This window comes from Egicoccus sp. AB-alg6-2 (genome assembly GCF_041821025.1).
Classification (GTDB): domain Bacteria; phylum Actinomycetota; class Nitriliruptoria; order Nitriliruptorales; family Nitriliruptoraceae; genus Egicoccus.
Genome location: NZ_JBGUAY010000002.1, coordinates 260,203 through 283,835, shown reverse-complemented (window position 1 = coordinate 283,835; position 23,633 = coordinate 260,203). Strand labels below are relative to the sequence as shown.

General features: G+C 69.6%; 23 protein-coding genes and 1 riboswitch. Of the genes, 7 read left to right on the top strand and 16 right to left on the bottom strand.

The annotated features are described in order from the left end of the window. Positions 1 to 4 precede the first annotated feature (4 nt). The 5 genes from ACERMF_RS03905 to ACERMF_RS03885 are packed head-to-tail and all read right to left on the bottom strand — an operon-like array spanning position 5 to position 5,719. On the bottom strand, positions 5 to 970 hold the full coding sequence (locus tag ACERMF_RS03905; protein WP_373667714.1) for an LLM class flavin-dependent oxidoreductase: 966 nt from the start codon (positions 968 to 970) through the stop codon (positions 5 to 7). Beyond that, a complete protein-coding gene (locus tag ACERMF_RS03900; RefSeq protein ID WP_373667713.1) occupies positions 967 to 2,232 on the bottom strand; it encodes a pyridoxal-phosphate dependent enzyme in 1,266 nt (421 codons plus the stop codon). The genes ACERMF_RS03905 and ACERMF_RS03900 overlap by 4 nt, the downstream gene beginning before the upstream one ends. Further along, positions 2,229 to 3,434 (bottom strand): M24 family metallopeptidase, encoded by a 1,206-nt coding sequence (locus ACERMF_RS03895; RefSeq protein WP_373667712.1) that lies wholly within the window; start codon positions 3,432 to 3,434, stop codon positions 2,229 to 2,231. The genes ACERMF_RS03900 and ACERMF_RS03895 overlap by 4 nt, the downstream gene beginning before the upstream one ends. A 45-nt stretch (positions 3,435 to 3,479) precedes the next feature. Then, complete coding sequence (locus tag ACERMF_RS03890) at positions 3,480 to 4,496, bottom strand: LLM class flavin-dependent oxidoreductase (protein ID WP_373667711.1); 1,017 nt, start codon at positions 4,494 to 4,496, stop codon at positions 3,480 to 3,482. Continuing rightward, positions 4,493 to 5,719 (bottom strand): cytosine permease, encoded by a 1,227-nt coding sequence (locus ACERMF_RS03885; RefSeq protein WP_373667710.1) that lies wholly within the window; start codon positions 5,717 to 5,719, stop codon positions 4,493 to 4,495. Before ACERMF_RS03885 ends, ACERMF_RS03890 begins: the two co-directional genes overlap by 4 nt. 212 nt (positions 5,720 to 5,931) lie before the next feature. On the opposite strand from ACERMF_RS03885, the gene ACERMF_RS03880 reads away from it, so the two are divergent. After that, positions 5,932 to 7,128 carry a PucR family transcriptional regulator gene (locus ACERMF_RS03880; protein ID WP_373667709.1) on the top strand — a complete coding sequence of 399 codons (1,197 nt, stop codon included), beginning with the start codon at positions 5,932 to 5,934 and terminating at the stop codon, positions 7,126 to 7,128. Between the two features lie 158 nt (positions 7,129 to 7,286). Here ACERMF_RS03880 and thiD read toward each other — a convergent pair whose 3' ends face one another. The 7 genes from thiD to ACERMF_RS03845 form a co-directional block, all read right to left on the bottom strand. After that, positions 7,287 to 8,105 carry a bifunctional hydroxymethylpyrimidine kinase/phosphomethylpyrimidine kinase gene (thiD, locus tag ACERMF_RS03875; RefSeq protein WP_373667708.1) on the bottom strand — a complete coding sequence of 273 codons (819 nt, stop codon included), beginning with the start codon at positions 8,103 to 8,105 and terminating at the stop codon, positions 7,287 to 7,289. Next, on the bottom strand, positions 8,102 to 8,728 hold the full coding sequence (locus ACERMF_RS03870) for a thiamine phosphate synthase (protein WP_373667707.1): 627 nt from the start codon (positions 8,726 to 8,728) through the stop codon (positions 8,102 to 8,104). The genes thiD and ACERMF_RS03870 overlap by 4 nt, the downstream gene beginning before the upstream one ends. Continuing rightward, positions 8,725 to 9,525, bottom strand: coding sequence for a thiazole synthase (locus ACERMF_RS03865; protein WP_373667706.1), 801 nt, complete (start codon positions 9,523 to 9,525; stop codon positions 8,725 to 8,727). The genes ACERMF_RS03870 and ACERMF_RS03865 overlap by 4 nt, the downstream gene beginning before the upstream one ends. Before the next feature lie 76 nt (positions 9,526 to 9,601). Beyond that, on the bottom strand, positions 9,602 to 9,802 hold the full coding sequence (gene thiS, locus ACERMF_RS03860; protein ID WP_373667705.1) for a sulfur carrier protein ThiS: 201 nt from the start codon (positions 9,800 to 9,802) through the stop codon (positions 9,602 to 9,604). Further along, positions 9,799 to 10,932, bottom strand: a complete 1,134-nt coding sequence (gene thiO, locus ACERMF_RS03855) for a glycine oxidase ThiO (protein WP_373667704.1) — start codon at positions 10,930 to 10,932, stop codon at positions 9,799 to 9,801. The genes thiS and thiO overlap by 4 nt, the downstream gene beginning before the upstream one ends. After that, positions 10,929 to 11,564, bottom strand: a complete 636-nt coding sequence (gene thiE / locus ACERMF_RS03850; protein ID WP_373667703.1) for a thiamine phosphate synthase — start codon at positions 11,562 to 11,564, stop codon at positions 10,929 to 10,931. The genes thiO and thiE overlap by 4 nt, the downstream gene beginning before the upstream one ends. A gap of 1 nt (position 11,565) precedes the next feature. Then, positions 11,566 to 13,017, bottom strand: a complete 1,452-nt coding sequence (locus tag ACERMF_RS03845) for a sodium:solute symporter (protein ID WP_373667702.1) — start codon at positions 13,015 to 13,017, stop codon at positions 11,566 to 11,568. Then, a riboswitch (TPP riboswitch) is annotated at positions 13,007 to 13,120 on the bottom strand. It overlaps the preceding gene by 11 nt. A gap of 113 nt (positions 13,121 to 13,233) precedes the next feature. Between ACERMF_RS03845 and ACERMF_RS03840 the strand changes: the two genes are divergently transcribed. Further along, entirely contained in the window at positions 13,234 to 14,121 is an 888-nt protein-coding gene (locus ACERMF_RS03840) for an NERD domain-containing protein (RefSeq protein ID WP_373667701.1), read from the top strand. 24 nt (positions 14,122 to 14,145) lie between these two features. Here the strand turns inward: ACERMF_RS03840 and ACERMF_RS03835 are convergent, their stop codons facing one another. Both ACERMF_RS03835 and ACERMF_RS03830 read right to left on the bottom strand, forming a co-directional pair. Next, positions 14,146 to 15,288, bottom strand: coding sequence for an HNH endonuclease (locus ACERMF_RS03835; protein ID WP_373667700.1), 1,143 nt, complete (start codon positions 15,286 to 15,288; stop codon positions 14,146 to 14,148). Between the two features lie 831 nt (positions 15,289 to 16,119). Beyond that, positions 16,120 to 16,656 carry a DUF1643 domain-containing protein gene (locus tag ACERMF_RS03830; RefSeq protein ID WP_373667699.1) on the bottom strand — a complete coding sequence of 179 codons (537 nt, stop codon included), beginning with the start codon at positions 16,654 to 16,656 and terminating at the stop codon, positions 16,120 to 16,122. Positions 16,657 to 17,191: 535 nt separating this feature from the next. Here ACERMF_RS03830 and ACERMF_RS03825 point away from each other — a divergent pair. Both ACERMF_RS03825 and ACERMF_RS03820 read left to right on the top strand, forming a co-directional pair. After that, positions 17,192 to 17,434, top strand: coding sequence for a hypothetical protein (locus ACERMF_RS03825; protein WP_373667698.1), 243 nt, complete (start codon positions 17,192 to 17,194; stop codon positions 17,432 to 17,434). Between the two features lie 100 nt (positions 17,435 to 17,534). Beyond that, positions 17,535 to 17,936, top strand: coding sequence for a protein NO VEIN domain-containing protein (locus ACERMF_RS03820; protein ID WP_373667697.1), 402 nt, complete (start codon positions 17,535 to 17,537; stop codon positions 17,934 to 17,936). A 512-nt stretch (positions 17,937 to 18,448) separates the two neighbouring features. Here ACERMF_RS03820 and ACERMF_RS03815 read toward each other — a convergent pair. Together ACERMF_RS03815 and ACERMF_RS03810 are read right to left on the bottom strand one after the other, a co-directional pair. Next, complete coding sequence (locus ACERMF_RS03815; RefSeq protein WP_373667696.1) at positions 18,449 to 19,162, bottom strand: hypothetical protein; 714 nt, start codon at positions 19,160 to 19,162, stop codon at positions 18,449 to 18,451. 1 nt (position 19,163) lies between these two features. After that, the gene (locus tag ACERMF_RS03810; protein WP_373667695.1) at positions 19,164 to 19,487 is read right to left on the bottom strand and encodes a hypothetical protein; all 324 of its coding nucleotides are present in this window, start codon (positions 19,485 to 19,487) and stop codon (positions 19,164 to 19,166) included. Between the two features lie 839 nt (positions 19,488 to 20,326). On the opposite strand from ACERMF_RS03810, the gene ACERMF_RS03805 reads away from it, so the two are divergent. The 3 genes from ACERMF_RS03805 (at position 20,327) to ACERMF_RS03795 (ending at position 23,629) form a co-directional block, all read left to right on the top strand. Continuing rightward, positions 20,327 to 21,469 carry an IS110 family transposase gene (locus tag ACERMF_RS03805; RefSeq protein WP_373667694.1) on the top strand — a complete coding sequence of 381 codons (1,143 nt, stop codon included), beginning with the start codon at positions 20,327 to 20,329 and terminating at the stop codon, positions 21,467 to 21,469. Between the two features lie 503 nt (positions 21,470 to 21,972). Further along, positions 21,973 to 22,671, top strand: a complete 699-nt coding sequence (locus ACERMF_RS03800) for a hypothetical protein (RefSeq protein ID WP_373667693.1) — start codon at positions 21,973 to 21,975, stop codon at positions 22,669 to 22,671. Continuing rightward, positions 22,658 to 23,629: a nucleotidyltransferase gene (locus tag ACERMF_RS03795; protein ID WP_373667692.1), complete on the top strand. Its 972-nt coding sequence runs from the start codon at positions 22,658 to 22,660 to the stop codon at positions 23,627 to 23,629. The genes ACERMF_RS03800 and ACERMF_RS03795 overlap by 14 nt, the downstream gene beginning before the upstream one ends. The last annotated feature ends 4 nt before the right edge of the window (positions 23,630 to 23,633 follow it).

Here is a 23,633-nt window from a genome sequence, read left to right as displayed (position 1 = left end):
GGACCTACGTCGCCCCGGCCTCCTTGGCAGCCGGGATCACGTCGCTGAGCACGCGTTCGAGGGGCAGGTCGGTCTGATCGAAGACGACCGCGGTGTCGAGCCCGGCGTCGGCGAACCGGCCGAGCGCGGCGACGATGTCGTCCCGATTGCCCGCGGCGACGAAGCTGTCGAGGTGTTCCTCGGTCACCAGGTCCGTGCGCGGCTGACCGTCCTGCAGCCCGCTGCGGAAGCGAGCGGCCAGCTCCGGGTCGATACCCGCCTCCCGCGTGATGGCATGGTCGCCGTGCACACCGAGGTAGTAGGCCACGAACGGCCGCAGGGCGGCCCGCGCCGCGGCGCGATCGGCCTCGCATCGAACGGCGATGTAGCTGCCGATGCCGTAGGGCAGGTCGCCACCCAGACGCCGTGCCGCCCATGCGACGTACGCCGGCGCCGCCAGCACCGAGAGCAGCACCCCGTCGGATACCCGACTGGCGAGGTCCAGGGCGCGAGGCCCCTTCACGCCGAGGATGATCGGCACGTCCCCGGCCGAGAAGGCCAGCTTGGCATCGACCGCCCCGGCCAGACCCTCGTGCCGCACGACCTCCCCGCGAAGCGCGGGACGAAGGATCTCGACCGCTTCCTCCAGGCGACGGAGTGGCTTCTGGAACGGGATTCCCAGCTGCTGCTGCATCCAACGCTCGTTGGATGCGCCGAGACCGAGCAGCAGTCGGCCAGGCGCGAGCTCGCTCAACGCCGCGGTCTCCATGGCCGTCAGCACGGGATGGCGCGTCCACGGGTTGATGACGCCGATCCCGAGCTTCACACGGGAGGTGGCGGTCAGGACCGCGCCGGCCACTGCGAAGGCACCGCGCTCGAAGTAGTCCTCCGTGATCCAGACCTCTTCGAGCCCGGCGGCCTCGACCTGACGGGCCACGTCGACCGCCTCGCGAGCCGACCGCTTTCCCGAGATCGCGAACCCGAGCCTCATGTGTCGGCGGCCGCTCGTTGACCGGCACCGTCCAGGTGCCGCTCGAGTTGGTCGAGCTGCGGTTCGATGACCGGCACCTCTGGGAGGTGTTCCGCGGTCATGCCGATGTCCTTGAGGCCCGTCGACGTGGCGAGACAGACGACGCGGCCATCGGGAGCGATTTGCCCGGTGGCGGCGAGCTGCTCGACCGCCAGCAAGGTGATTGCTGAGGATGCTTCGAGGTACAGGCCACTGCTGCGTGCAATTCGCAGCTGTGCGTCCGCGAGCTGCTTGTCGTCGAACGGTCCCGCCGCCAGCCCTCCGCAGGCCTGGAGGGCCGCGACGCCCTGGTGCGTCGCCGTCGGCGTTGCGATCGAGAAGGCGGTGCTCGGCCCGTACCCGACTCGTGGCAGGACCGGGGCAGGATCGCCGAGCGCGGCCGCATACGCTCCGAAGGGATCGACCGCGACGAGTTGGGGTTGTCGGTCGGCCAGGCCGGCCTCGACCAGGTCGGCGAAGCCACGCTGGATCCCGGCCAGCCCGTCCGCGTACGCGGCCGGCACGACGACGACGTCGGGTACGTCACCGAGGTCGGCGTGGAGTTCGAACGCGATCGTCTTGTAGCCGTCGACGCCGAACGGGTTCGATCCGATGGGCGGGTCGAGAAAGCCGGAGACCGGCACCCAGCCCCAGGCGTCGATGGCCTGGCGCAGCAGCTGCCATCGTTCGGGGCCGGTCCGCAGGGCCAGCACCTCGGCGCCGTAGGCCTGCATCAGCACCTTCATGGTGGTGGGCACCGAGGTCAGCGTCAGCGCGACACAGCGGAGCCCCGCAGCCGCGGCGTAGGCCGCCGTCGCGGCGCCGTGGTTGCCGGTCGTGGCCAACGCCACCGTGTCGGCGCCGCGGGCGCGCGCCTCGGTGATCGCGACCGCCGCGAGCCGGTCCTTGTACGACCAGGTCGGGTTGCGCGTCTCGTCCTTGAACCACAGTTGGCCGACGCCTGCGGTATCGGCCAGCGACTCGACACCAACGAGTGGCGTGTTGCCTTCCCCCAGGCTGACGGGGACGGCGTCATCGGAGATCGGCAGTCGGCGCCGGAACCGGAACAGCCCGGGCTGGTCGGCGGCCGGCGCCAGGCTGTCGGCGGTGGCCGACCCATAGGTGGGCAGCGCGTTGGCATGGACGTCGTCGGCGGCGCAGTTCGGGCAGCCGGTCCACGGCGAACGGGCGTCGAGGTCGTGGCCACAGCGCACGCAGCGGAGGCTGCCGGTGTAGTCGCTCACCACGGCACCACGCGCAGGGAGCGGTCGGAGCTGCTGAGCATCTGGCAGCCGTCCTCGGTCACGACCAGGGTGTCCTCGACCATCATGCCGCCCCAGCCGAGCTCGTAGAACGGCGTCTCGAAGCAGAAGGTCATGCCCGGCTCGAGCGGGGTGTCGTAGCTGGGCGCGATGATCGGCGGTTCGTACACCTCGCGGCCGATCCCGTGGCCGCAGTGGTGGCGCCGGTAGGGCGCCAGGCCGTGCGTCTCGACGGTCTCGACCGCAACGTCGAACAGTTCGCGCGCCGTGACGCCCGGCCTTACGAGCTCGAGCTGCGCCTGCTCGCCGGCGTAGATCGCCTCGTAGCGACGCTGCTGGAGCTGGTCCGGGTCGCCGACGACCGCGGTCCGGCCGATGTCGGACCAGTAGCCGTGCAGGACGCAGCCGACGTCGAACCGCAGCAGGTCGCCGCCGGCCAGCTGACGGTCCGTGGGCGTCGCGTCGGCCAGGGCACTGCGCGGTCCGCTGGTCACGACCACGAACCGGGGCGAGCCGCCACCTGCGACCATGGCATGGGCCACCTCGGCGGCCAGTTCGCGTTCGGTGATCCCAGGGCCGGCCTTGAGGATGGCCCGGTCGATGCCCTCCTCCGCCAGCCGGGCGGCCTGCCGCAGCAGCTCGACCTCGGCGGGGAGCTTGCGGGCGCGCACCTGCTTCGCCCATGCGGAGGCGTCGACGACCACGCTGCCAGGCGGAAGGGCTGCCTCGACGGCGGGCCAGCTCGCGCCCAGCCCCTCGATGTCGAGGCCGAGACGTGCCGTCGCCCCGATCCGGCCGAGTGCAGTGGCCAGTGCTGCGGCGAGATCGCCGTGCTGGTCGACCGGCGGTGCGCTCAGCCCTGATCCGTCGGCGACCTCGAAGAAGAATCGGCCGTAGTGCACGATTGTGTCCGCGGCCATCCCGGCATCGGCGGCCGGGGCGGCGTCGGCGACGGGACAGACCAGCACGACGTCGTCGGGGGTCACGACCGCCGCCATCTGGTGAGCGCGGAACAGCTCCCCCGCCACGCTGCGGTAGCCGGTGGCGTGCGCGACGTTGGCGGGCGAGCCGGCGACGAAGACGTCGAACGGCGCCTCCGCAAGGGCGGCGCGTAGCCGGTCGAGGTGCTGGGCGAGCAGGCCGGCGGGCGGCGCGGCGGCGAGGCTGGAGCGCGTTTCGGACATGGTGTCGTCGTCTCCCCGTGTCGGTCGAAGCGGGCGGTGCGGAGGTCAGGACGTGAAGCGCGCCATCACCTCGTCACGGAAGAGCTCCATCGCCTTGAGCGTCTCACCGACGGTGTCGCAGGCGAACAGCGACCCGGCGAAGGTGTCGACGCCGACGTCGAGGTAGGCCTGCACCTGTGTGGCGACCTCGTCGGGAGTGCCGACCAGGTTGCGTGACATCAGGTCGCCGTCCTGCTGATCCTTGAGGGTGGAGCCCGCCAGCGACTCCATGTGCTTGTAGACCTGCGACGAGCGGAAGCGTTCCTCGGCTTCCTCGCGCGTCGGCGCGACGGAGATGCCGAGCTGCAGCGCCATCTCGAAGTGGTCTGGCAGCTGCCGGTCCACCGAGTCCGCTGACTCTTTGATCGCCGCCAGACCGGACTCGACCTCGGCGGGGGTGAGGCAGGCGGGGAGCCAGCCGTCGACCAGGCGGCCGGCACGGTCCTTGGAGCCGGGACTGTTGCCGCCCGACAGCAGGGGCAGCGGCTGCTGGACCGGCTTGGGGTAGCTCTCGACGTCGGCGAACCGGATGAACTCGCCGTCGAAGCTGGCGCGCCGCTCGGTGAACAGCAGCTGCAGCGAGCGCAGCGCCTCCTCGGCGTAGCGGCCACGGTGCAGCTTGACGCCGGGGTGCAGCGCCTCGAACTCCTCGCGGTAGGCGCCGATGCCGACACCGACGACCAGCCGTCCCCTGCTGAGCTGATCGATCGTCGCGAGCTGCTTGGCGGCCACGACCGGATGGCGGAACGGCAACACGAGGATGCAGGTCGCCAGACGGATCCGTTGCGTCCTGGCCGCGACGAACGTGAGGTAGCTCAGCGGATCGAAGAAGTTCGGCGGCTGGTCGAACTCCTCGCGCACGTACGCCTGTGTGGTCAGGTGGTCGTTGCCCCACACCGAGTCGTAGCCGAGCTCCTCGGCGGCGACGGCGAGTTCGACCGCCTCGTCGATGGTGGCGTAGGGCACCGGGTACATCATCCCCTCGGTACCGGTGGGGACGCCGAGACCGAAGCGAGGGTTCACGCGGTGACCTTTGGCTCGGTGACGCTCTGTTCGGATCGTCCCACCATCGACAGCAGGGCATACACGGCGCCGCCGATGACGAGGATCAGGATCGGTTCGGCTGGCAGCTCGACGAAGTAGGCGGCCACCGAGGTCCCGAGCCAGGCGACCAGAGCCTGCCAGCGAAAGCCGGGGCTGGTGAGCTCGGGGCGCCGGATGTGGCCCAGCACCCAGTAGTGGGTGATGACCACACCGGCGAACGGCGGCGTGACCAGCCCGATGATCCGCAGGAACGACAGGAAGTTCGAGGCGAAGCCGAGGAAGGCGACACCGACAGCGATGGCCGTGGCGATGACGACCCAGATCGGCTTGGCGACGGTTCGTCCCAGGACCTCGCTGGCGTGGGTGAAGGCGAGCGACGACGAGTACAGGTTGTTGTCCGTGGTGGTCCACAGGGCGAGCACCAGCACGATGACGGCCGGCAGGAGCAGCCCGAGCGAACTCATCGCGGCCACGAAGTCGGACGTGCCTGCCTCGTGCGAGCTGATCATGGCGACGAACTCGAAGAAGCCGGCGCCGAGCACATAGCCGCAGAAGGTGGCCAGGACGACGTCGCGTCCGCGGCGGGCGTAGCGGGCGATGTCGCTGGTCAGCGCGGCACCCGTGACCCAGGTCGCGAACACGGCGGTGATGCCGACGTCGAAGCCGATCGGCGACTCGGGTACCGCGTTGATCGCGGTCGAGAAGCCGCCTTCGGAGCGCGCGAGCGTGATCAGCCCGAGGACGGAGAGGATCACCAGCGCGGGGGACGCGACCCGGCTGATCCAGGACAGGCCGGTGAAGCCGAAGAGGGCGGTCGAGAGCACCAGGACCGCGAAGACCAGCACGACCAACGTCCACGGCACGCCGTCGACCAGCGCGACGAACGCGTTGCCGAAGGCGTCCATGAGCACCCCGATGAATCCCATCGCGAGGATGCCGAGCATGATCGAGACGAACACCGACCCGCTGCGGCCGAACACGTTCTTGGCGATCAGGTACGAGGTCATGCCGGTGCGGTAGCCCACGAGTCCGATCAGGCTGGCCACCACGACGAGGACGAGGTTGCCGAGCACGATCGCCGACACGCCCTGCCCGAAGGTCAGGCCGCCGCCGAGCGTGCCGCCCACCAGGAACCCCGACACGCTGACCGCCCAGCCGAACGCGACGGCGACCATCTGGAAGGTCGACCGCCGCTCCGACATCGGTACGGCTTCGAGGGCGTGGTCGTGCTTCAGCGCCTCACTCCGATCGTCACTTTGTGACGACCGCACAACATCGGCGTGTTCGCTCACAGCTTCTCCTACCGCTCAGCGACGCTGGCTCCCGGCCTGTCAGTCTCCCGAAGAGGAAGCATGCACGATGATGGCGCCACCCGGCTAGCGTTGGATCATCCGAATCCGACCGGGTGGTGTTTGTGGATCTGACACAAGTCGCGGCCACCCTCCGAATCAGGCTCGACGTCCTCGCGGCGCAGGTTCTCGACCTCGCCTGGGGGCACATCCCTGGCTACGAGCCGCCGCGCATGCGCGCCGAGGAGTATGCGGCCGCGGTCACGCCCAACCTGCGTGCCGTGGTCGACCGACTCGCGGGACTGCCGCTGGACGACGCGGACACGGAGCGGGCCCGGCAGATCGGCGTCAACCGCGCGCTGCAGGGCGTGCCACTCGACGCGGTGGTCCTGTCCTACCGCAGCGCGGAGCGGGTCATCACCGACGCGTTCGTCGATGCGGCAGCCACGCTGAGCGCGAGCCAGCTGACGGCCGGCCTGCGACTGATCGCCGCCGCCTTCGACGACCTGGCGACCGCATCGATCGACGCCTACCGCGTGACGACGGAGGAGGTGACGGCGCACTACGACCGCCTCGCCGGCGACCTCGTCACCGGTCTCATCGCGGGGGCGCTCCGCGGCGAGCAGATCAACCACCTCGCGACGTCGCTGGGCTGGGACGAGGACGTCGAGGACGTCCGCGCCCTGGCCCTGTCGACCCAGTCCGGCGCCGACGTCACCGATGTGGTTGCGCTGCAGCGGGCCGTCCTGGCGGTGCTGGGCACCGACCGGGCCGGACGCATCGTGTCCGGCTCGGCCGAGGGATGCGACGTGTTGCTGATCCCCGGCGAGTTGACCGACGACCTGGTCAGGCGTCTCGTCGTGCTGCTCGACGAGTTCGCCCCGCTTGCGCCCCGCCTTACGGTCGGGCGGTCCGTCGCCGATCTGGCGAGTGCGGGGGCGTCGTGCCGTCAGGCGCTGGCCGCGATGCAGACCGTCCGGCGTTCAGCAGCTTCCGAGCACGTGGTCGCCTACGACGCCGTCCTGCTCGACGTGCTGGCCACAGCGGACGAGGAAGCGGCCGCGGCGCTGGTCGATCGCTACCTGCGTCCGCTTGCGGGGCGCCCGCACCTGACCGAGACCGTGGAAGCGCTCGCCCGGTGTGATCTGTCCATCAGTCGCACGGCCGAGATGCTCTACGTGCACCCGAACACCGTGCTGTACCGCCTGGCGCGTGTCCGGGACCTGACCGGCGCAGATCCTCGCCGGGCGCTCGACCTGTTCGCCTTCGTCGCCGCCATCCGCGCCAACCGCGTCCTGGAAGTGATGGCGACACCATCTTGACAAGGCGGCGTCGCCGTCAAGCACGAGCTGCACGGAGGCCCGTCGCGGCGGCGGCCCGTCCCCCTCCGGACAAAGAGCCGGCTGGCCCAAGCCAACGAGCCGATTCGCGCAAGCCGGCGGCGCAGGGTGAGCGTGGAGGAGTTTGTCGAGATGGAGCTTTACCCCGGTGCACGCCACGAAGTGCCGAAGCCAAGGTGGTCGAGGGGTCCGTTGCCCGAACCGAGGCGCCAGGCGGCGGCGCCGGCGATGGCTGCGGTGACGTAGCGTTTCGCGCCGGCCAGCGCGTCGAGCGGATCGAGGCCGTTGGCGAGTCCTGCCGCCGCAGCGGCGGCGAAGGTGCAGCCGGTGCCGTGGGTGTTCGGGGTGTCGATGCGGTCGGCCCCGAGCTCGTGGTCATCGCCGTCCACGACGACGACGTCGACGGCGTGTGTGCCTTCGAGGTGGCCGCCCTTCACCACGACGACCCGGGTGCCGAGCTCGGCGAGCGCGTGGGCCGCGGCGCGGGCGTCGTCGAGCGTGCGGAGCGGGCGGCCAAGGAGCGCCGTCGCCTCGTCGAGGTTCGGCGTCGCGATCGTCGCGTGCGGCAGGAGCAGGTCGCGGTAGGCGGCCAGGGCGCTGTCCTCGAGCAGCCGGTGGCCGGTCGCCGACACGAGCACCGGGTCGACGACGAGGTTCGGCAGCTCGCCGGCGGCCGCGCGCGCGGCGACGAGTTCCACGAGTTCGGCCGTGGCGAGCATCCCGGTCTTGACGGCTGCGACCGGCAGGTCGTCCAGCACGGCGTCGATCTGCGCCGTGACGGTCGTGGCCGGGACCACGTGGACGTCGGTCACGCCGACGGTGTTCTGCGCGGTGACCGCGGTGATCACGCTGGCCCCGAAGACGTCGAACTGCCCGAAGGACCGCAGGTCGGCCTGGATGCCGGCGCCACCGCCGGAGTCGGAGCCGGCGATGGTGAGCGCGACGTGGGGCGTGGTCATGGCAGCTCCCGGGTGTCGAGGAGGCGGCGGACGGCGTCCGCGGGGTCGGGTGCGGACATCACGCCACCCATCACGGCGACGCCGTGTGCGCCGGCGTCACGCCACCTCGACGCGTTCTCGGGGGTGACGCCACCGAGTGCGAGGACGGGCACACCGCCCGCGCGGCCGACGAGCTGCCGGAGGCGATCGGGTCCGAGCGCCGGCCCGTAGCCGGGCTTCGAGGCGGTCGGGGCGACCGGCGAGACGAGCAGCAGGTCGGCGTGCTCCCGGACGGCGGCCACCACCTCGGCGTCGTCGTGGCAGGACCGCCCGACCAGCATCCCGGCGGCGTTCCCTCGTGGACGCGCATCGTGTGCGGCGAGGTGGATCGCGTCCGCGTCGAGGTGGCGGGCGAGGTCGGGATCGGAGGCGACCAGCAGCATCGCCCCGGCGCGCCTGACCACGGCGGCGATCTGTTCGCCGAGGGAGCGCCGTGCCGTCGGCTCGAGGTCCTTGTCGCGGAGGAGCACCGCCGGCGCGCCGGCGTCCACGGCCTCGGCGACCACGTCGCGCAGCGGCCGGCCCGCGCCCGCCGCGGCGTGCCGGTCGGTGATCACGACCAGGGTCGGGACCGCGTGGGTCATGCGGCCGAGCCGTCGGTGTCCGGCCCGAGGAGGTCCGGCCGACCCTCGTCGGTGGTGGATGCCTCGGCGTACAGCCGGCGCGGGATGCGACCGGCGCGCCGCGCCAGCCACCCCGCTTCGACCGCGTGACGCATCGCCGTGGCCATCGCTTCGGGGTCCCGGGCCCGGGTCACCGCCGAGGCGAGCAACACCCCGTCGCATCCGAGCTCCATCGCGAGGGCGGCGTCCGAGGCCGTCCCGATGCCGGCGTCGAGGATGACCGGGACGTCGACCTGTTCGCGGATGATCGCGAGGTTGTACGGGTTGCGGATCCCCATCCCCGACCCGATCGGTGAGCCCAGGGGCATGACGGCGGCGCAGCCGAGGTCGGCGAGCCGGGTGGCCACGATCGGGTCGTCGTTGGTGTAGGGCCACACGGTGAAACCGGCGTCGACCAGCTGCTCGGCGGCGTCGAGCAGTTCGACCGGGTCGGGCAGAAGGGTGCGCTCGTCGCCGATGACCTCGAGCTTGACCCAGTCCGTCTCGAACGCCTCGCGACCGAGTTGGGCCGTCCGCACGGCCTCGCCGGCGGTGTAGCACCCGGCGGTGTTGGGCAGGACGCGGACCCCGGTCCGCTCGATGACGTCGAGCAGCGACCCGGAGCTGCGGTCGGTCACCCGGCGCAACGCGACGGTCACGACGTCGGTGCCGGAGGCGACGATGGCGCGCTCGAGCACGTCGAGGCTGCTCGCGCCGCCCGTGCCGAGCACCAGCCGGGAACGCAGCGTCGTGCCGCCGATCGTGAGCGGCTCGTCCATGGGGCCTCCTGTCATCGGAGTCGGTGGTGCGGAGGGGCATGTGTGGGCGCGTGCGGCCGACGGGAGCGGGACGGGGTCAGCCGCCCTGGACGGCGCCGACCAGTTCGACCTTCGCCCCGTCGTGGAGCGTGGTGGTGTCCCAGCTCGAACGTGGGAGCACCTCGCCGTCGACGGCGACCGCCACGCCGCGGCGGTCGTCGACCTCGCCGTCGACGACCGCGCCGACGGTGACGGGCCCGTCGAACGAGCGCGGCTGACCGTTGAGCTCGAGGTTCACGTCGGTGCTCCTGCTCGGTCCGGGTGGGCGACGGCGAGGACCGGGTCGACCTCGGCGCCGGTGAGGATCGCGGTGACCGCCTCGGCGGTGATCGGCGCCAGCAGCACGCCGTTGCGGTGGTGCCCCGTCGCGACGACGAGCCCGTCGATGGGGCCGGGACCGATCACCGGCGCGTTGTCCGGGGTGGTGGGCCGCAGGCCGGCGATCGTCTCGACGAGTTCGAGCTCGTCGACGCCGGGCACGATGGCGGCGGCGTCGTCGAGCAGCTCGCGGACCGCGCCGGCGGTCACGGTGGTGTCGAAGCCCCGCTCCTCCTGGCTGGCGCCGACGACGAGCCGGCCGTCGTCGCGTGGGACGAGGTAGACGCTGCGGTGCCGGACCAGTCCGCGGACGGTGGTGGTCAGCACCTGCCGCCCCGACGGGTCACGCAGGTGGAGCAGCTGCCCCTTCACCGGCCGCACGGCCGGTCGGTGCGCGTCCGGGATCCCTTCGATCGTGGCGGACCACGCGCCGGCGGTGAGCACGACCTGGCCCGCGTGGTGCCGCTCGCCGTCGGCGGTCAGCACGCCGGTGACGTGGCCGCCCTGCTGCTCGACCCGCGCGATCTCGCGGTGGTCGAGGACGACCCCGGCGTCGGCGCAGGCGCGCAGGAGCGCGGCGACGCACGCCCGCGGTTCGACCCGGTGGTCCTCGGCGGCGTGCAGGCCGACCCGGACGCGGGGACTCAGCATCGGTTCGCGGGCGCGGACCTCGCGGCTGCGCAGCTGCTCGACCTCGAGGCCGAGTTCGGCCTGGAACGCGTGGAGGTCGGACAGCGCGGCGACGTCGTCGCGGTCGAAGCCGACCAGCAACGTGCCGGTCGCGCGGTAACCCACGTCGGCGTCCGCGGCCGCCTCGAGTTCGTCGGCGAACGCGGGCCAGCGACGTGCCGCGGCCACGTTGAGCGCGAGGCGGTCCTCCTCGCCGTACTCCACCTCGGTGACGGGGGCGAGCATGCCGGCGGCGACGTTGGAGGCGGCCGCACCCGGGGCGGGGTCGAACACGGTGACGTCGAGGCCGGCCCGGGCCGCCCGCCAGGCGCTGGCGAGACCGATGATGCCGCCACCCACGAACAGCGCGTCGGACGTCATGACGCCTGCCCCTGGTCGGCGAGCAGGTCGAGCAGTTCGCGGGTGGCTGCACCGGGGTCGGGCGCGTCGACGACGGCGCTGACGACGGCCACCCCGTGCGCGCCGGTGGCCAGGACCTCGGGCACCCGTGCTGCGGTGATGCCGGAGATCGCGATGACGGGGACCTCGACCGCTGCGACGATCGCGGCGACCGTGCCCGGGCCGATCGGGTCTGGCAGTCCGTCCTTGGTGGCGGTGGCGTAGGTGGGGCCGACCCCGAGGTAGTCGGCCCCCTCCGCGACGAGGCGACGGGCCGTGTCGGGATCACGCGCGGTTCCACCGATGACGAGCCGGTCGCCGGCGAGCTCGCGTGCGGCGGCGATCGGCAGGTCGGTCAGGCCGAGGTGGACGGCATCGGCGCCGGCGGCGAGCGCGAGGTCGACGCGGTCGTTGACGATGCTGATGGCGCCGGTCGTGCGGCAGCGCGCCACGATCGCGCGGGCGACCTCGAGGTGGTCGCGGTCGGTGCGGTCCTTCACGCGGATCTGGATGGCCGGGGCGCCGGCGTCGAGTGCGGCGTCGACGACACGCAGGTCGTCGACGCGTTGCGCCGCGGAGGTCAGCACGTGAAGTCGTGGCAGGGGGCGGCGCACGTCAGGCTCCGCTCGGCGGGCCGGCGGCGGGGACGCGTTCCCGGACGCGTGCGTCGAGCTCGGACAGCTCGACGGTCGGACGGCCGCCCAGCGACACGAGGAAGGTGACGAGGCCGCTGGCGAGCAGTGCGCCGGCGAACGGCGCCAGGGTCGGGACCGCGTCGGGGAAGGTGACCCGGGCGACCGCACCCTCGAGGCTGCCCGCCGCGAGCAGGCCGGCACCGAGCGCCCCGACCGCGCCGGCGACGATCCCGGACCAGACCGCCGTCGTGGTGGTGCGGCGCCAGAGGCCGAGCAGGGCCGGCAGGAGCAGAACGGCGGCGAGCAGGTCGGCGATGAGGAACAGCTGCAGCACGGAGGTGGCAACCAGCCCGACGGCCAGCGCCGGCAGCATTACGGCCACGGTCAGCAGGCGCGCGTGCCCGAGACGGAGAGAGGGACGTTCGGAGACGAGCAGGGCGGCGAGGCCGTTCTCGAGCGTGTCCACCGACGACGCGACGAGCGCGATGCCGAGCACGAGGACGACCGCGACGACCACGCCGGGGAGCTCGGCGGCGAGCACGAAGATGGACAGCGCCGGCACTTCGGCGAGACCGACCGAGGCGGACAGCACACCGAGCCCGCCGGCGATCAGCATCAAGGGGATCGTGACGGCGGCGCCGACGAGGGCGCCCTGGCGCAGGGCCCGATCGTCCCGGGCCGACCAGACCCGCTGCCAGTAGCCGTGGTGGAACAGGTTCGCGGCGGTGACGGCGAGGATGAGTGTCGCGGCGCTCTTGAGACCCACCCGGTCGATACCGAGCAGGCCGCTGTCGCGGACGCTGGCGACTGGCCCGTCCACTCCCACCACGGCGGCGACGGCGGCGACGGTCAGCAGGACGATCACGAGCCAGCTCTGCCACCGGTCGGTGCGCAGTGAGGCCCGGAGGCCGCCGTACGTGGTGTAGGTGAGGGTGGCCGCGACCACGGCGACGACGGTGAGCTGGCGTGGGATCCCGCCGAGCAGTTCGACCAGGCCGCCGATCGCGACGAGCTCGGCCGCGACGAAGACGCCCATGTACAGCAGCGAGACCGCGGTGACGAGGCGGCTCGCCGAACGCCCGAAGCGCACGCGCAGGAACTCGCTCAGCCCCTGGCCGGAGGGCACGATTCGACGCAGCCGCGGTCCGACGAACGCGAACACCAGGAACGGTCCGGCGGCGGCGACCGCGTAGCCGATGACGGGGCCGATGCCGAGGATGGCGCCGAGCTCGGGCGGCGCGAACAGGATCCAGGCGCCGAGGCCGGATGCGAGGAACGACAGGCCGAGGGTGAGCGGCCCCTGGCTGCCGCGGGCGACGGTGAAGTCGTCGAGGTCGGCGCGTGGGACCTCGCGGCCGGCACGGACGCCGATGACCACGAATGCCGCGAGCACCGTGCCCAGCAACAGCACACTGAGAGATGTAGCCACCACGACGCGCTCCCTCCGCCGGCATTACCCGGATCAGGTTCCGAGGTAGGGCGCCCGCCCGGCGCATTCTCAGCCCTCGGTTCGGAGGGCTCCCTCGGCGTCTTCGGTCCCGACCATATCGGGCCGCCGCGCTCCCCGCGGCGAGGATTCATCCAGCCGGTGTTCAAGGTGCGACCTGCGCGTGCCGATGGCTAGTGCCACGTCGTGCTTGGGGGCAGCGTGGACGAGTTCCACATCAGGATCGACAAGCAGTACCTGCACAACCAGGCGGGTATGGGGGCACGGGAGAAGGAGCGGGAGCTCGCGGCGGGCAAGTCACGTGCGAAGCAACTGATCGAGCGGGTGTTCGACGCCAGAACGGACGAGCGATCCTGGCGGCGCGGCGCCGAGGGCGAGGAAGTCGTCGCTCGCAGGCTGGAGCGGCTCCCCCGGCCCTGGGCGGTCGTTCACGACCTCACCGTCGGGCGGCGCGGCGCGAACCTCGACCACCTGGTGCTGGGGCCTGCGGGCATCTTCGTGCTCAATACCAAGAACCTGACCGGATGTCTCACGGTGTACGACCACGCCGTGCTCCAGAACGGTCACAAGACGGCATTCGTCCCGGCGGCACTCCGCGAAGCTCGAACAGTGCAGGACCGTCTGTCGACCGCTCTGGGCCGGCCGGTCCATGCCTGGAGCGTCCTGGTCGTGCTCGGCTGCGAGATCACGATCAAGAAGCCGTTGGCCAACCTGACCCTCCTGCGCGAGCACGACCTACCGGGCTGGTTCGAGCGACTCCCAACCGGCGTGTTCAGCGAGGGGGACGTGTTGCGCCTCGAACGGTTGGCTCGCGACCCCGACACCTGGGATCCACGTCAGAGATCACAACGGCCGGCCGCGCCCGCACCGTCTGCGTCCGTCCCGGCAGCGGGAACGCCGACATCGCCCGGCGGCGCGATCTCGGTCCGACGCTGGACGAGGTTCGGCAACGACCGCCTGTATGCGAACGGACCAAACGGCGAGCGGCTCGGCTACCTCGATCTGCCGACCGGCGAGTTGCACCTCGAGGTCGACGACACCAACGGCGAGATCGGCCGCAGACTCCGTGAAGCCCACGCCGCTGCCTGACCAGACCGGTCGAACGCGCTCGACCTACGGCGTGTAGTCGCCGGGATCCTCGGCGGCCGCCTGCCGTGACGCGAGGGTCGACTGCAGCCGCCGCAGATCGAGGGGGCGAACCTCGCCCGGCGCCTCCCACAGCAGCGCCCCATGGGGCTGATGGAGGTAGAGGCCGCGGGCGCCGCCAGCCGTTCGGCCCGTACGACGGGGCCACGACGTCCGCGTCGCGATGGCACCGAGATGCTCGTGCTCCACGGTGCCCGGCGTGAGCCGTCGCCACCAGCGTTCCAGGTGGGGCAGGGCGGCCAACGCTGCGCGCTTGTCGCCGTTACAGCCCCGATCGGCGACGACGAGGTTGTCGAGACGGTCGTCCGGCCACCGGGACCACGGCAGGAAGTGGTCGACCTCCCACGGGCCACGCTCGCGACCGCAGTAGAAGCAGCGGCCGTCCTGCAGTTCGAGCAGCGGCGTACGAACGTTGGCGAGCGAGATGCGTGCCCTGCCGAACAGGAACGTCTCGAGGCGCAGTTCGTCGACGAGGTCGTCGTTTCGTCGGGCGACGTAGCGCAGCCATTCGCGCTCGATCACCGGCCGGACCAATCCGGCGAGCGCAGCCAGGTGCTCGCCGGCTCCCGGCCGCAGATGGAGCCGGTCGTCGAAGTCGGCGGCGAACACCCGCCCCTGGGTGATCCCGGCTACCCAGCCGATGCCGTAGATGAACCGGTCGTCGACCGCTCCTGAGCCGGATCCGAACCGCTGGAGCAGCGGGATCGGATAGCGGACGACGGTCGCGATGACTTCGCGTTCGAGGCGCGCCACGGCCAACTCGTCAGCACGCCGCGCGACATCCAGCGATGCGTGCTCTGACAGGCCGAGCCGCGTACGTAGTTCGGCGATCTTGACCACGAGGTCGCGTTGGCGCGACTGTCGGAGCGGGCCGTGTTCGCTGAAGGGTCGAGCCTGCCGCCAGTACAGCTCGAAAACTCGCCGACCGAGGTCGCGGCCCGACAGCGTCGCTGGCGCCCGTCCGTCGGCGTCGGTGCCCTCCACCGTCGCGTCGAGCAGCGAGAGCAACAGCGCGTACTTGTAGGTCGTGGTGAAGCTGCCCGTGTCGAGCAACGAGAGCAGCTTCTCCCCGAACGCGAGTGGCGAGCTCTGGCTAGTGACCTCATTCACACACGCGCTCCAATGTCTCAACACGCGCACCCCGACCGTACGCGAGGTGGCAGCAGACCTCCGGGTTATGAGCCGGAGTTCGCCCGTTTCGCCCGATTTCCGCGCGTCCCACCCGATGGCGAAAAACCGGCTCTGACCTGCGGCTATGTCGTTTCGTGTCCCATTCGGTATCGGGGCGTTTCTGTAGATACTCTGTAGTATGGCACCCAGATGGCACCCATGAAGCTTCAACTAACGGCTTTTCGCCCCGATCTCACCGCGACAACGGGCCCATCCCTCCTCTCCCTCGTGGTCGGCGACCCGGCCCAACGTGTGCCCACCGACGGGAGTTAGGTGGCCGGCTCCACCTCAGCTCAGGGGTCCACCGGTGGTAGGCATCGGTGTCGAAGTCAAGCACGAGAGCGGCCGGAGACGATCGTCTGATTGCCACACACCTGTCAGTCTGGTGGTCTCATCGGGACGCCGCTTCCCGAACCTCGGTTCCCCGCCGGTGCCGCTGTGGCAATCATGCCCGAACGACTTCACCTGAGGAGCGCTGACTTCGGGTGCGCTGCCCGAGCCACCAGCCTGCGCATAGTCGCCCGGTGGTTGCTCACGTCTCTTCAGCCTCTGCGGTGGATGTGATCCCGGATCGGTCGTCGTCGAGCGCATGTCGCCGACCCACATGGTGGGATTCGCGCCTGCTCACCCCGTGGGGCCGGCGCGCACTTGAGATATCGGATTCTTCGGAAGTTCACGGGGCGGTCGACTGATGGTCGCTAGCCCGGGCTACCCGGCGATGCCCGTCGGCGACAACGACCCCAGAGGCCGCGGCCGCTCTGCGCGGCACGACTACGGCCTCGTCCTGCGACCGACGAACGGCTGCAGTGCTGGCAGGGCACCTCTCGACACACCTCGCAGCGACAGGTGGCGCGGTTCGCCGTCCGCCGTCTGGCCGAGGCAGCGCACCTCCAACCCGAGTTCGACCAGGTGGTCGACTACCTCAGCGATGCGGCGCCGGGCGACGCGTGTGCCGGCGCCGAAGGGAGCGGTCCCCCATGCGCCCACTACGAAGTCCAGGTCGCGCACCGCCTCGTCGAACGCCGCAGCCCACCCCGGGCCGATCGGATCGGGGTGATCGCGCAACTCCCGCGGGTCCGTGCTCCGTAGCGCCCAAAGGTTGAGCATGGTTACCCCGGCGTAGCCGTCGCGCCAGGCGATCGCCTCGCAGTTGGCACTGGTCGGGTCCAAGCGGGCGCCAGCCTGCCATGTGATCAGGCTCGGATTGCAGCCCACGAACGCCAGTCGTGGGCCTTCTGCCCACCACCGGTCGGCCCGGTACTCGTAGACGGCGTCGTCCGACAACACCTGTGTAAAGGCCGAAGTCACCCCGCCCACGTCACTCGCTCTCTCGCGTCGATCCCCACGAGATTGTTGGCAACTCGCTTCTCACCCACGTATCGGTACCTACCGCTGGCTCCGAGCAGCACATCGTGTCGTCCACTCCTTTGGAGAGGGGCCGGCGACGATGATGACCGGGCACGCCCTCAAGGCGAAGGTCCTCGAAGCGAGGGGCGGTCGACCCGTTCAGCGCCACGCGCATGCGGCGGAGTCACACCCGCCTACCACGCGGCCATGGGGGCGTGAGGTCGAGGTGTTGCCCGCATCCCAGCCGACCCCGCATCGTGTGCTTGACCCGAGCCGAGGTGCCGCAGCTCGAGCACGACGGTCGCGGGAGCCGACACGGATGTGCACCTGCATCGGCACCGTCCAGGCGACCACCCCGACGACTTCGGCCAGGATGGCACCGACCGCGTCGACCAACGGCGGCCCGACGCGCGACAGCCGTGATCGTGAACTCCTCGCCGCGAAGCTCCATGCACCCCTAAGGTCGCTATCGCGATCTACGGGCGAGGAGGATGTCGTGTCGAAGTACAGCGCGCTGCGTCGCCACCTGGAGGCCGCGTCCGGCGCCTCAGTCGAGATGGCGTTCCGTGAGATCGATGACGTCGTTGGCGGCCTACCGGCCTCAGCGCGGCGCTACTCGGCCTGGTGGTCCAACGAGCACGAGGGGAGGCACGTTCAAGCCCGAGCGTGGCTCGACGCGGGTTGGCGCGTCGCGAACGTGAACCTCACTGCTGAGCGGGTTCGCTTCAACAGGGCGTAGCTCGTCACCGTGATCGCGTGTGGGCGTCCTCGATTCCGAACCACGCATAGCGTTCCTGTCTGTAGTTGGCACGCAAGGGCGGACTGCGAGGAGTAAGAACGTGGAACTCACCCACAACCGGGCCGTCGAAGAAGCAGCAATTGCGTGGGTACTCCGCATCGAGCGCGAGGCCGGTCGAGAAGCCGTCGACACTCGCGGCACCGGCGCCGCCGCCGACATCTCAAGTCCGCCACGTCTCATCGAGGTCAAGGCGTACGGCAGGTCGGCGCGGGGACAGGACCTGTGGCTGGAGCCGCGGCAGGTCGAAGAAGCAGACCGCAACCCGCAGTTCTTCATCTACGTGGTCGAGAATGTCCGTCAGGGTGATCCGGCTGGCTTCACGCTACGCGTTCTAGGGGGTGAGACACTTCGAGTACTGCTACAGCGTCGCCGCGAGCAGCGGTACTTCACCGTGCCATGGTCCGTGAAGGTGTACGACGAGACGCCGAGTGGCCTTCAGTAGAGCACACCCACCGCCGTGATGATGGGCGGGCGCGCTATGGCCACTCTCCGCCCGAAACACCCCTCGGCGGAGGCAGCGACGACTGCGACGCTCGCGCAGTCTCTACACTGCGAGCAGCCAAGGAGGCGGTTCAGTGCCCGAGATCAGCGGTGAGGTCGGTGGTGCTCTTGCCTGCTACAGGCATGGCGGCATCGGGCCTTCTCACGCCGCTCTTGACAGCGCCTTCGTCGGAACGGCTGCGTTCAGGCAGACCCGGCTCCAGGTCCTGCCCGTGAGCAGGACCGCGCGCTTGGTCGTCAGTCGGCCTATAAGTAGCAGCGGGTCGATGCTGTTTTCGCTGATGCGGTCCGCCTAGGAAGGGCCAGAGAGTGCACGGCGGCTCTTTTCGAATTGCTTCGGATTGGGCAGCCCGGACGTCACCGCGCCGGATGCACTTCACTCCGACGGGCGCTCGACCGAGACGGCTTCCAACTTACCGGGAACCGACAGCGATAGCGGCGGCTGATTACAGGTTACGCTAGAGAGCGTGACAGCCGGTTGCGCAGATCCTCGATACGCTTGATTGAACCAATCAGAAGGGCCGGGTCGGGTTCCTGATTCCCGTGGACAATTGCGTTCCGAAGTTCAAGTAGTGACTTGAAGCTGGCGGTGTCTTCTTCGGCCAGTACCTTCATGCTTGCCAGGTACGCCACTATGCGGGACAAGGGTTCACCTGCTTTCGACTCACCGAGGCTAAGAGCAACTTTCTCACGGGACATCGCTTCCAGATCGTTCCAAGCGTTAAGGAAATGAGCGGTAGCCAGAAACGGAGACTCTCTGCCGGATGGCTCGATAGACCACAGCAGCCGGCGGCTGCGCTTCAACTGCATGTACGCCGTAGCGAATGCCGCAACAAGCGCTAGTGTCAGTCCTGTAGTGGCGATAAGCGTCACTGGCATCGTGAAACTGTCGGCGAACCCGAAGGCGAGTGCCGCCACTGCGGTGACCACTCCGAGGCCTGCATAGAGGCTGAGGATGCGCCCAATAATCGATTCCCGACGAAGCTCCGGTCGGCGTTGTGTCGCCTCGGCGGAAGCAATGATATCCGTCGCGGTTATCTCCCCGGCGCCGGCTGCCTTGCTCCCCGCTCTGGCAAGAATCTCCGCGCGCACATCCTCGAGGAGTTCTTGCAGCGCTAGTTGCGCCGCAGGAGAGAGACGGCTTTCCAGGGACGAGTCCGGTTCCATATCAACGATCCCTAATCACCGCAGCGGCATTGAGAATCAATGCTCCAGATACACCAACCACAAAGAGTATCTGCCCCCAGCCCTTGTCCATGGCGGTTAGTGCGACGCCAACAAGCAGCGCAAATGTATTGGCACCGACTGCGGCTAGTAGTGCGATAGTGTCTACTCGCTGCCGTCTGTAAGCGCGCCGAATTTGGACATCAGCGTCGGTGATCATCGTGCTTGTGATCTCCAACGTCTCGGAGGCGGGGTTCTGGGCCGCTTCAAGGCGCCCCGCCTCGTCGTAGAGGTCGCCCGCGAACTTGCGAACGCGCTCCTCGAACACCTTCCTGGCCGCTTCGTTAAGGCCGTCAGGAGGTGACGGGATTGGGACTTCTGGATGACGGCGCCTGCCGGGTCGCCACTTCACTGCGTCACCCAAGCCTGCTCTCGATGGGCTGGCAACTCTAGCGCTCGAGCCCTCGGGCGTGGCTCGAACAAGACATTGGGGAGACTCGCTCATGGTGGAGGTCACCCTTCGCGAATAGGCGCTAGTCTCTGCGATCGCGGCCCCGGGGACTGCTGGCGGTGCGACCCCTCGATCGAGGCCAGGGTCGTGACCGCCAACTTTGTGTGGCTCTACGACCTCGGCGCTTCCGCGGAAGCGCTCGAAGCGGGGATTGTCGAGCGGGTCGCCCTCAGCCGCTTGGAAGCGGGCGGGTGCCTATCGTCCTGAGCGCCGCGAATCGACGGTTCTCAGAACGCAGGTTCCGGTCTGGAAGTCGTCGGCACCAACCCGTGCGGGTTTCGGCACAAGCCAACCAGCGAGGTCCGCCGTGAGCTTGAGCTCCGGACGAGTACCTTGACACTCGTGTGGGCCAGGCGGGTTCTTCGGTGGGGAGGTGACAGACGCCCCTACGCGCGGTGATCCGGATGGGAACCCTCTGATTGCCGCGCTGTCACGTCCAGGGCGGACCCCCTCGGTGCCGCGTCGCCGGCATCCCCTGACGAGGGGGCTCGCTGCAGGCGCCTCGCTCGTCCGGCCATGAACTGGAAGCCGCTCGGAAATCCTCTGATGGGGATGCTGCTGGCGCGAGGCTGGCGCTGGTGTCAGCGTCGTAGGGCTCCGGCAGAACGCTCGGAAATCCCCTGTCGCCCTCATCAATGGGTTGACTTGAAAACGAGGTGCGCCTGCCGGAGCCTGGCCTCGGCGTGACTCGACAGAGGACTGGCGACTCGCATCAGGACTGTCCGCCGTGGCTCCTTCACCAACATGAGGAGAACGGCATGGACGTCATCATTGGCATCGATCCCCACAAGAGCTCACACACCGCGGTGGCCATTGACACCACCGAACAGGTCCTCGACCAGCTCCGACTCGTCGCCGGCCGCCGCCAACTCGACCAGCTGCTGGCATTCGCCGAACGCTGGCCCGACCGCCGCTGGGCGGTCGAGAGCGCCGCAGGTCTCGGACGGCTGCTGGCCCAACAGTTGGTTCGCGCGGGTGAGCCGGTCATCGACGTGCCCGCAACCCTGTCGGCCCGGGTGCGGCTGCTCTCGGGCGGATCGGCCCGCAAGTCCGACAGCCACGACGCCCGCTCGACCGCAATCGCGGCGCTGCACGGCAAACGGCTGCGGCCGGTGACGCTCGAGGACACCACGGTGATCTTGCGCATGCTCGCAGACCGCCGTGACCACATCGCCCACGAGCGCAACCGGATCATCTGCCGGATCCACAACCAGTTCCGTCACCTTCGTGCTGGCGGTGCCAAGACCAACCTGACCGCAGATCAGGTCGCACGGTTACTCAAGGGCTTGCGCGTCGATGGCGTGGTCGATCAGCATCGCCGTGGCCTGCTTCGCGAGCTACTCGCCGACCTGCGCCGTGTCGATCGGCAGCTGGCCGACATCGATGGCCGCATCCGCCAGGCCGTCACCGCGTCGGACACGACCCTGACCGACATCGTCGGCGTCGGGCCCGTGCTGGCCGCGGTGATCATCGGACACGCCGGCGACATGACCCGGTTTCCGACCCGAGGACACTTCGCCAGCTACGCCGGCACGGCCCCGATCGAAGCTTCGTCTGCGGACCGGTCCGTGCATCGGCTATCCCGTCGTGGCAATCGGCGGCTCAATGCCGCCATCCACCTCGTCGCACTCAGCCAGCTCTCACACGACAGTGCCGGCCGGGCCTATCTGCAGCGCCGCATGGCCGAAGGCAAGACCCGCCGCGAGGCGATGCGTGCCCTCAAACGGCAGCTCTCCAACGTGATCTACCAGCACCTGCTCAACGACGCCCGCCGGTACTCCCTGGACGCCGCCGCATGAGCAGGCCCGGGAGGACAGTCAGCAATTCCAGCTGAACGGCCGTCGATGCGGCGAGTCACTCCCGGACCCACAACCGACGCTACACCCACCCGCGACACATGTCGCCGGGTCCTCCCACCACGCCCTCGCGAGCTCGACCACAGGACCAGTCGTTGACACAGAGGGTTCTGAGTGGGCATTCGCACCGAACTAGTCGCCACACCAAAGTGCAACGAGTTCGCAGTCAGATGCCGGCGACGCTCCGACTGCGCGAGGCACTTGCACCAACACCCCGTCGGCAGTCCTGACCATCGGACGATCACGCCCAGCAACACGCCATTCCACCCGATCCATCAAGTGGTCCCGAACTCCCACAATTGCTCTGAAACGGGGAAATCATCCCCTAGTCTGGCGCTCGGCGGCCGTAGGAAACGATGTCGACGGGTTCACCCGCGGGTTCGGTCGGGACTAAGCCCTCACGGTTGCCCTGGGACTTCCGGCGGGCGAATCGGTGGACGCTCGACGTGCCCGAGCGGCCCGTTCATCATCTGTGCGATCTCCGGCTTGCTGTCCCACCCGACTGGCAGAGTGGACTGACCACCGCAAAGGCCTTAGACCTGACGATCGCAACCGACGCCGCCACCAACAGCGCAGCCACGCTGTGGGACATCATCCCGTGGGCTGCTCTCGTTGCCGCTACCGCAACGTTCTTGACCTACCTCGCTGGTCGCCTGGCGGAGGTCCGCGACCGCCGCCGCGACACATTCGGTTCCGCCTATCAAGCCGCGCGCGGCTGGATCGAAGCCGTCTACCGCGTACGTCGTCGTGACGACAGTCCCGAAGCGCAGCGACAGATCGTCAACCACCTGCACGACCTACAAGAACAAGTCGACTACTACCGGGGCTGGATCGCAGCGGAATCCCCCACGATGGCCCTGGCCTACGACGAGCTCATCGAGTGCATCAAGGCTGCCTGCAAGGAGCCGCTCCAGGTGGCATGGGAGCAGCCCCGCCGCGAGGTCCGCGGCTGGACCCGGCCGGAGGATACTCACCCCGCCAACGACCCCAACCTGCAGACCGCTGACTCCGACTTCCGAACCGCCGTCCGCCGACACCTCTCACCGTGGCTACTGCCACGCCTGTGGCCCTGGTGGCACTACCGCCGACTCCGCCAGCCCACACCGCCACACCGACCGGAAGGTTCCACCCATGCCGCCGAGTGACGCCTTCGACGAGTTCTTCGACAAGATCGCCCTGCCGACCCAGCCAGAGGACCGCATCAAGAGCGCCTGGGACCGGCTGAAGGACCACATCGTCCGCCACGCCGAAATCTCGCCCGACGACGTGTTCCTCCAGGGGTCGTACCCGAACGGCACGGCTGTGCGTCCCGCCGACAGCAGCGGCGGCTACGACGTCGACTCCTGCGCCATCATCGCAGCGGACATCGACGACCCCGACGCCGCCTTCACCAGGCTCGAGGAGATCCTCTCCGAGAGCGACGACTACGCCAAGCGTCTGGACACCAGCAAGCCGCGCTGCGTCCGACTGAACTATGAGGATGACGAATACGGATCGTTCCACGTCGACGTCGTCGCGGCCCGACCATGCGCCGATGGCCATCTCGAGATCCCGATCCGGAACACGGGATGGCGGGAGACCAACCCGCAGGGGTTCCAGGACTGGTGCCTGCAGCAGCCGGAGCAGTTCGCCCGCACCGTCCGCATGCTCAAGCGCTGGCGCGACGAGACAGAGGACGACGACCGGCGCGGCATCAAGTCCATCGTTCTTCAGGTCCTAGTCGCCGAGGCCCTGCCCGCCGGAGAGACAGACGATGCCACAGCCCTCGCCACCACGCTGGCCAACATGCACGAGCGCCTCGCGCCGCACGACACACCTCCGGAGCTGTGCAACCCATCACTGCCCGACGAGGACCTAACCCAGACCTGGTCCGACGACGACTTCGAGCTGTTCAAGAACCACCTGTCCGATGCCGCGGAGATCGCCGAGCAGGCTCTGGCAGCAGGCACCTCCAAGGACGCGCACGACCTCTGGCGCGACCTGCTCGGGGACGCCTTTCCTCCGTTCCCCGACGGAGGCAACTCAGCCGCACCGCCGAGCCCTCCCGCTCCCGGACACGTCGCTTCGCGCCCGCGTGCCCCACGTGACGAACGCTACGGCTGACGGC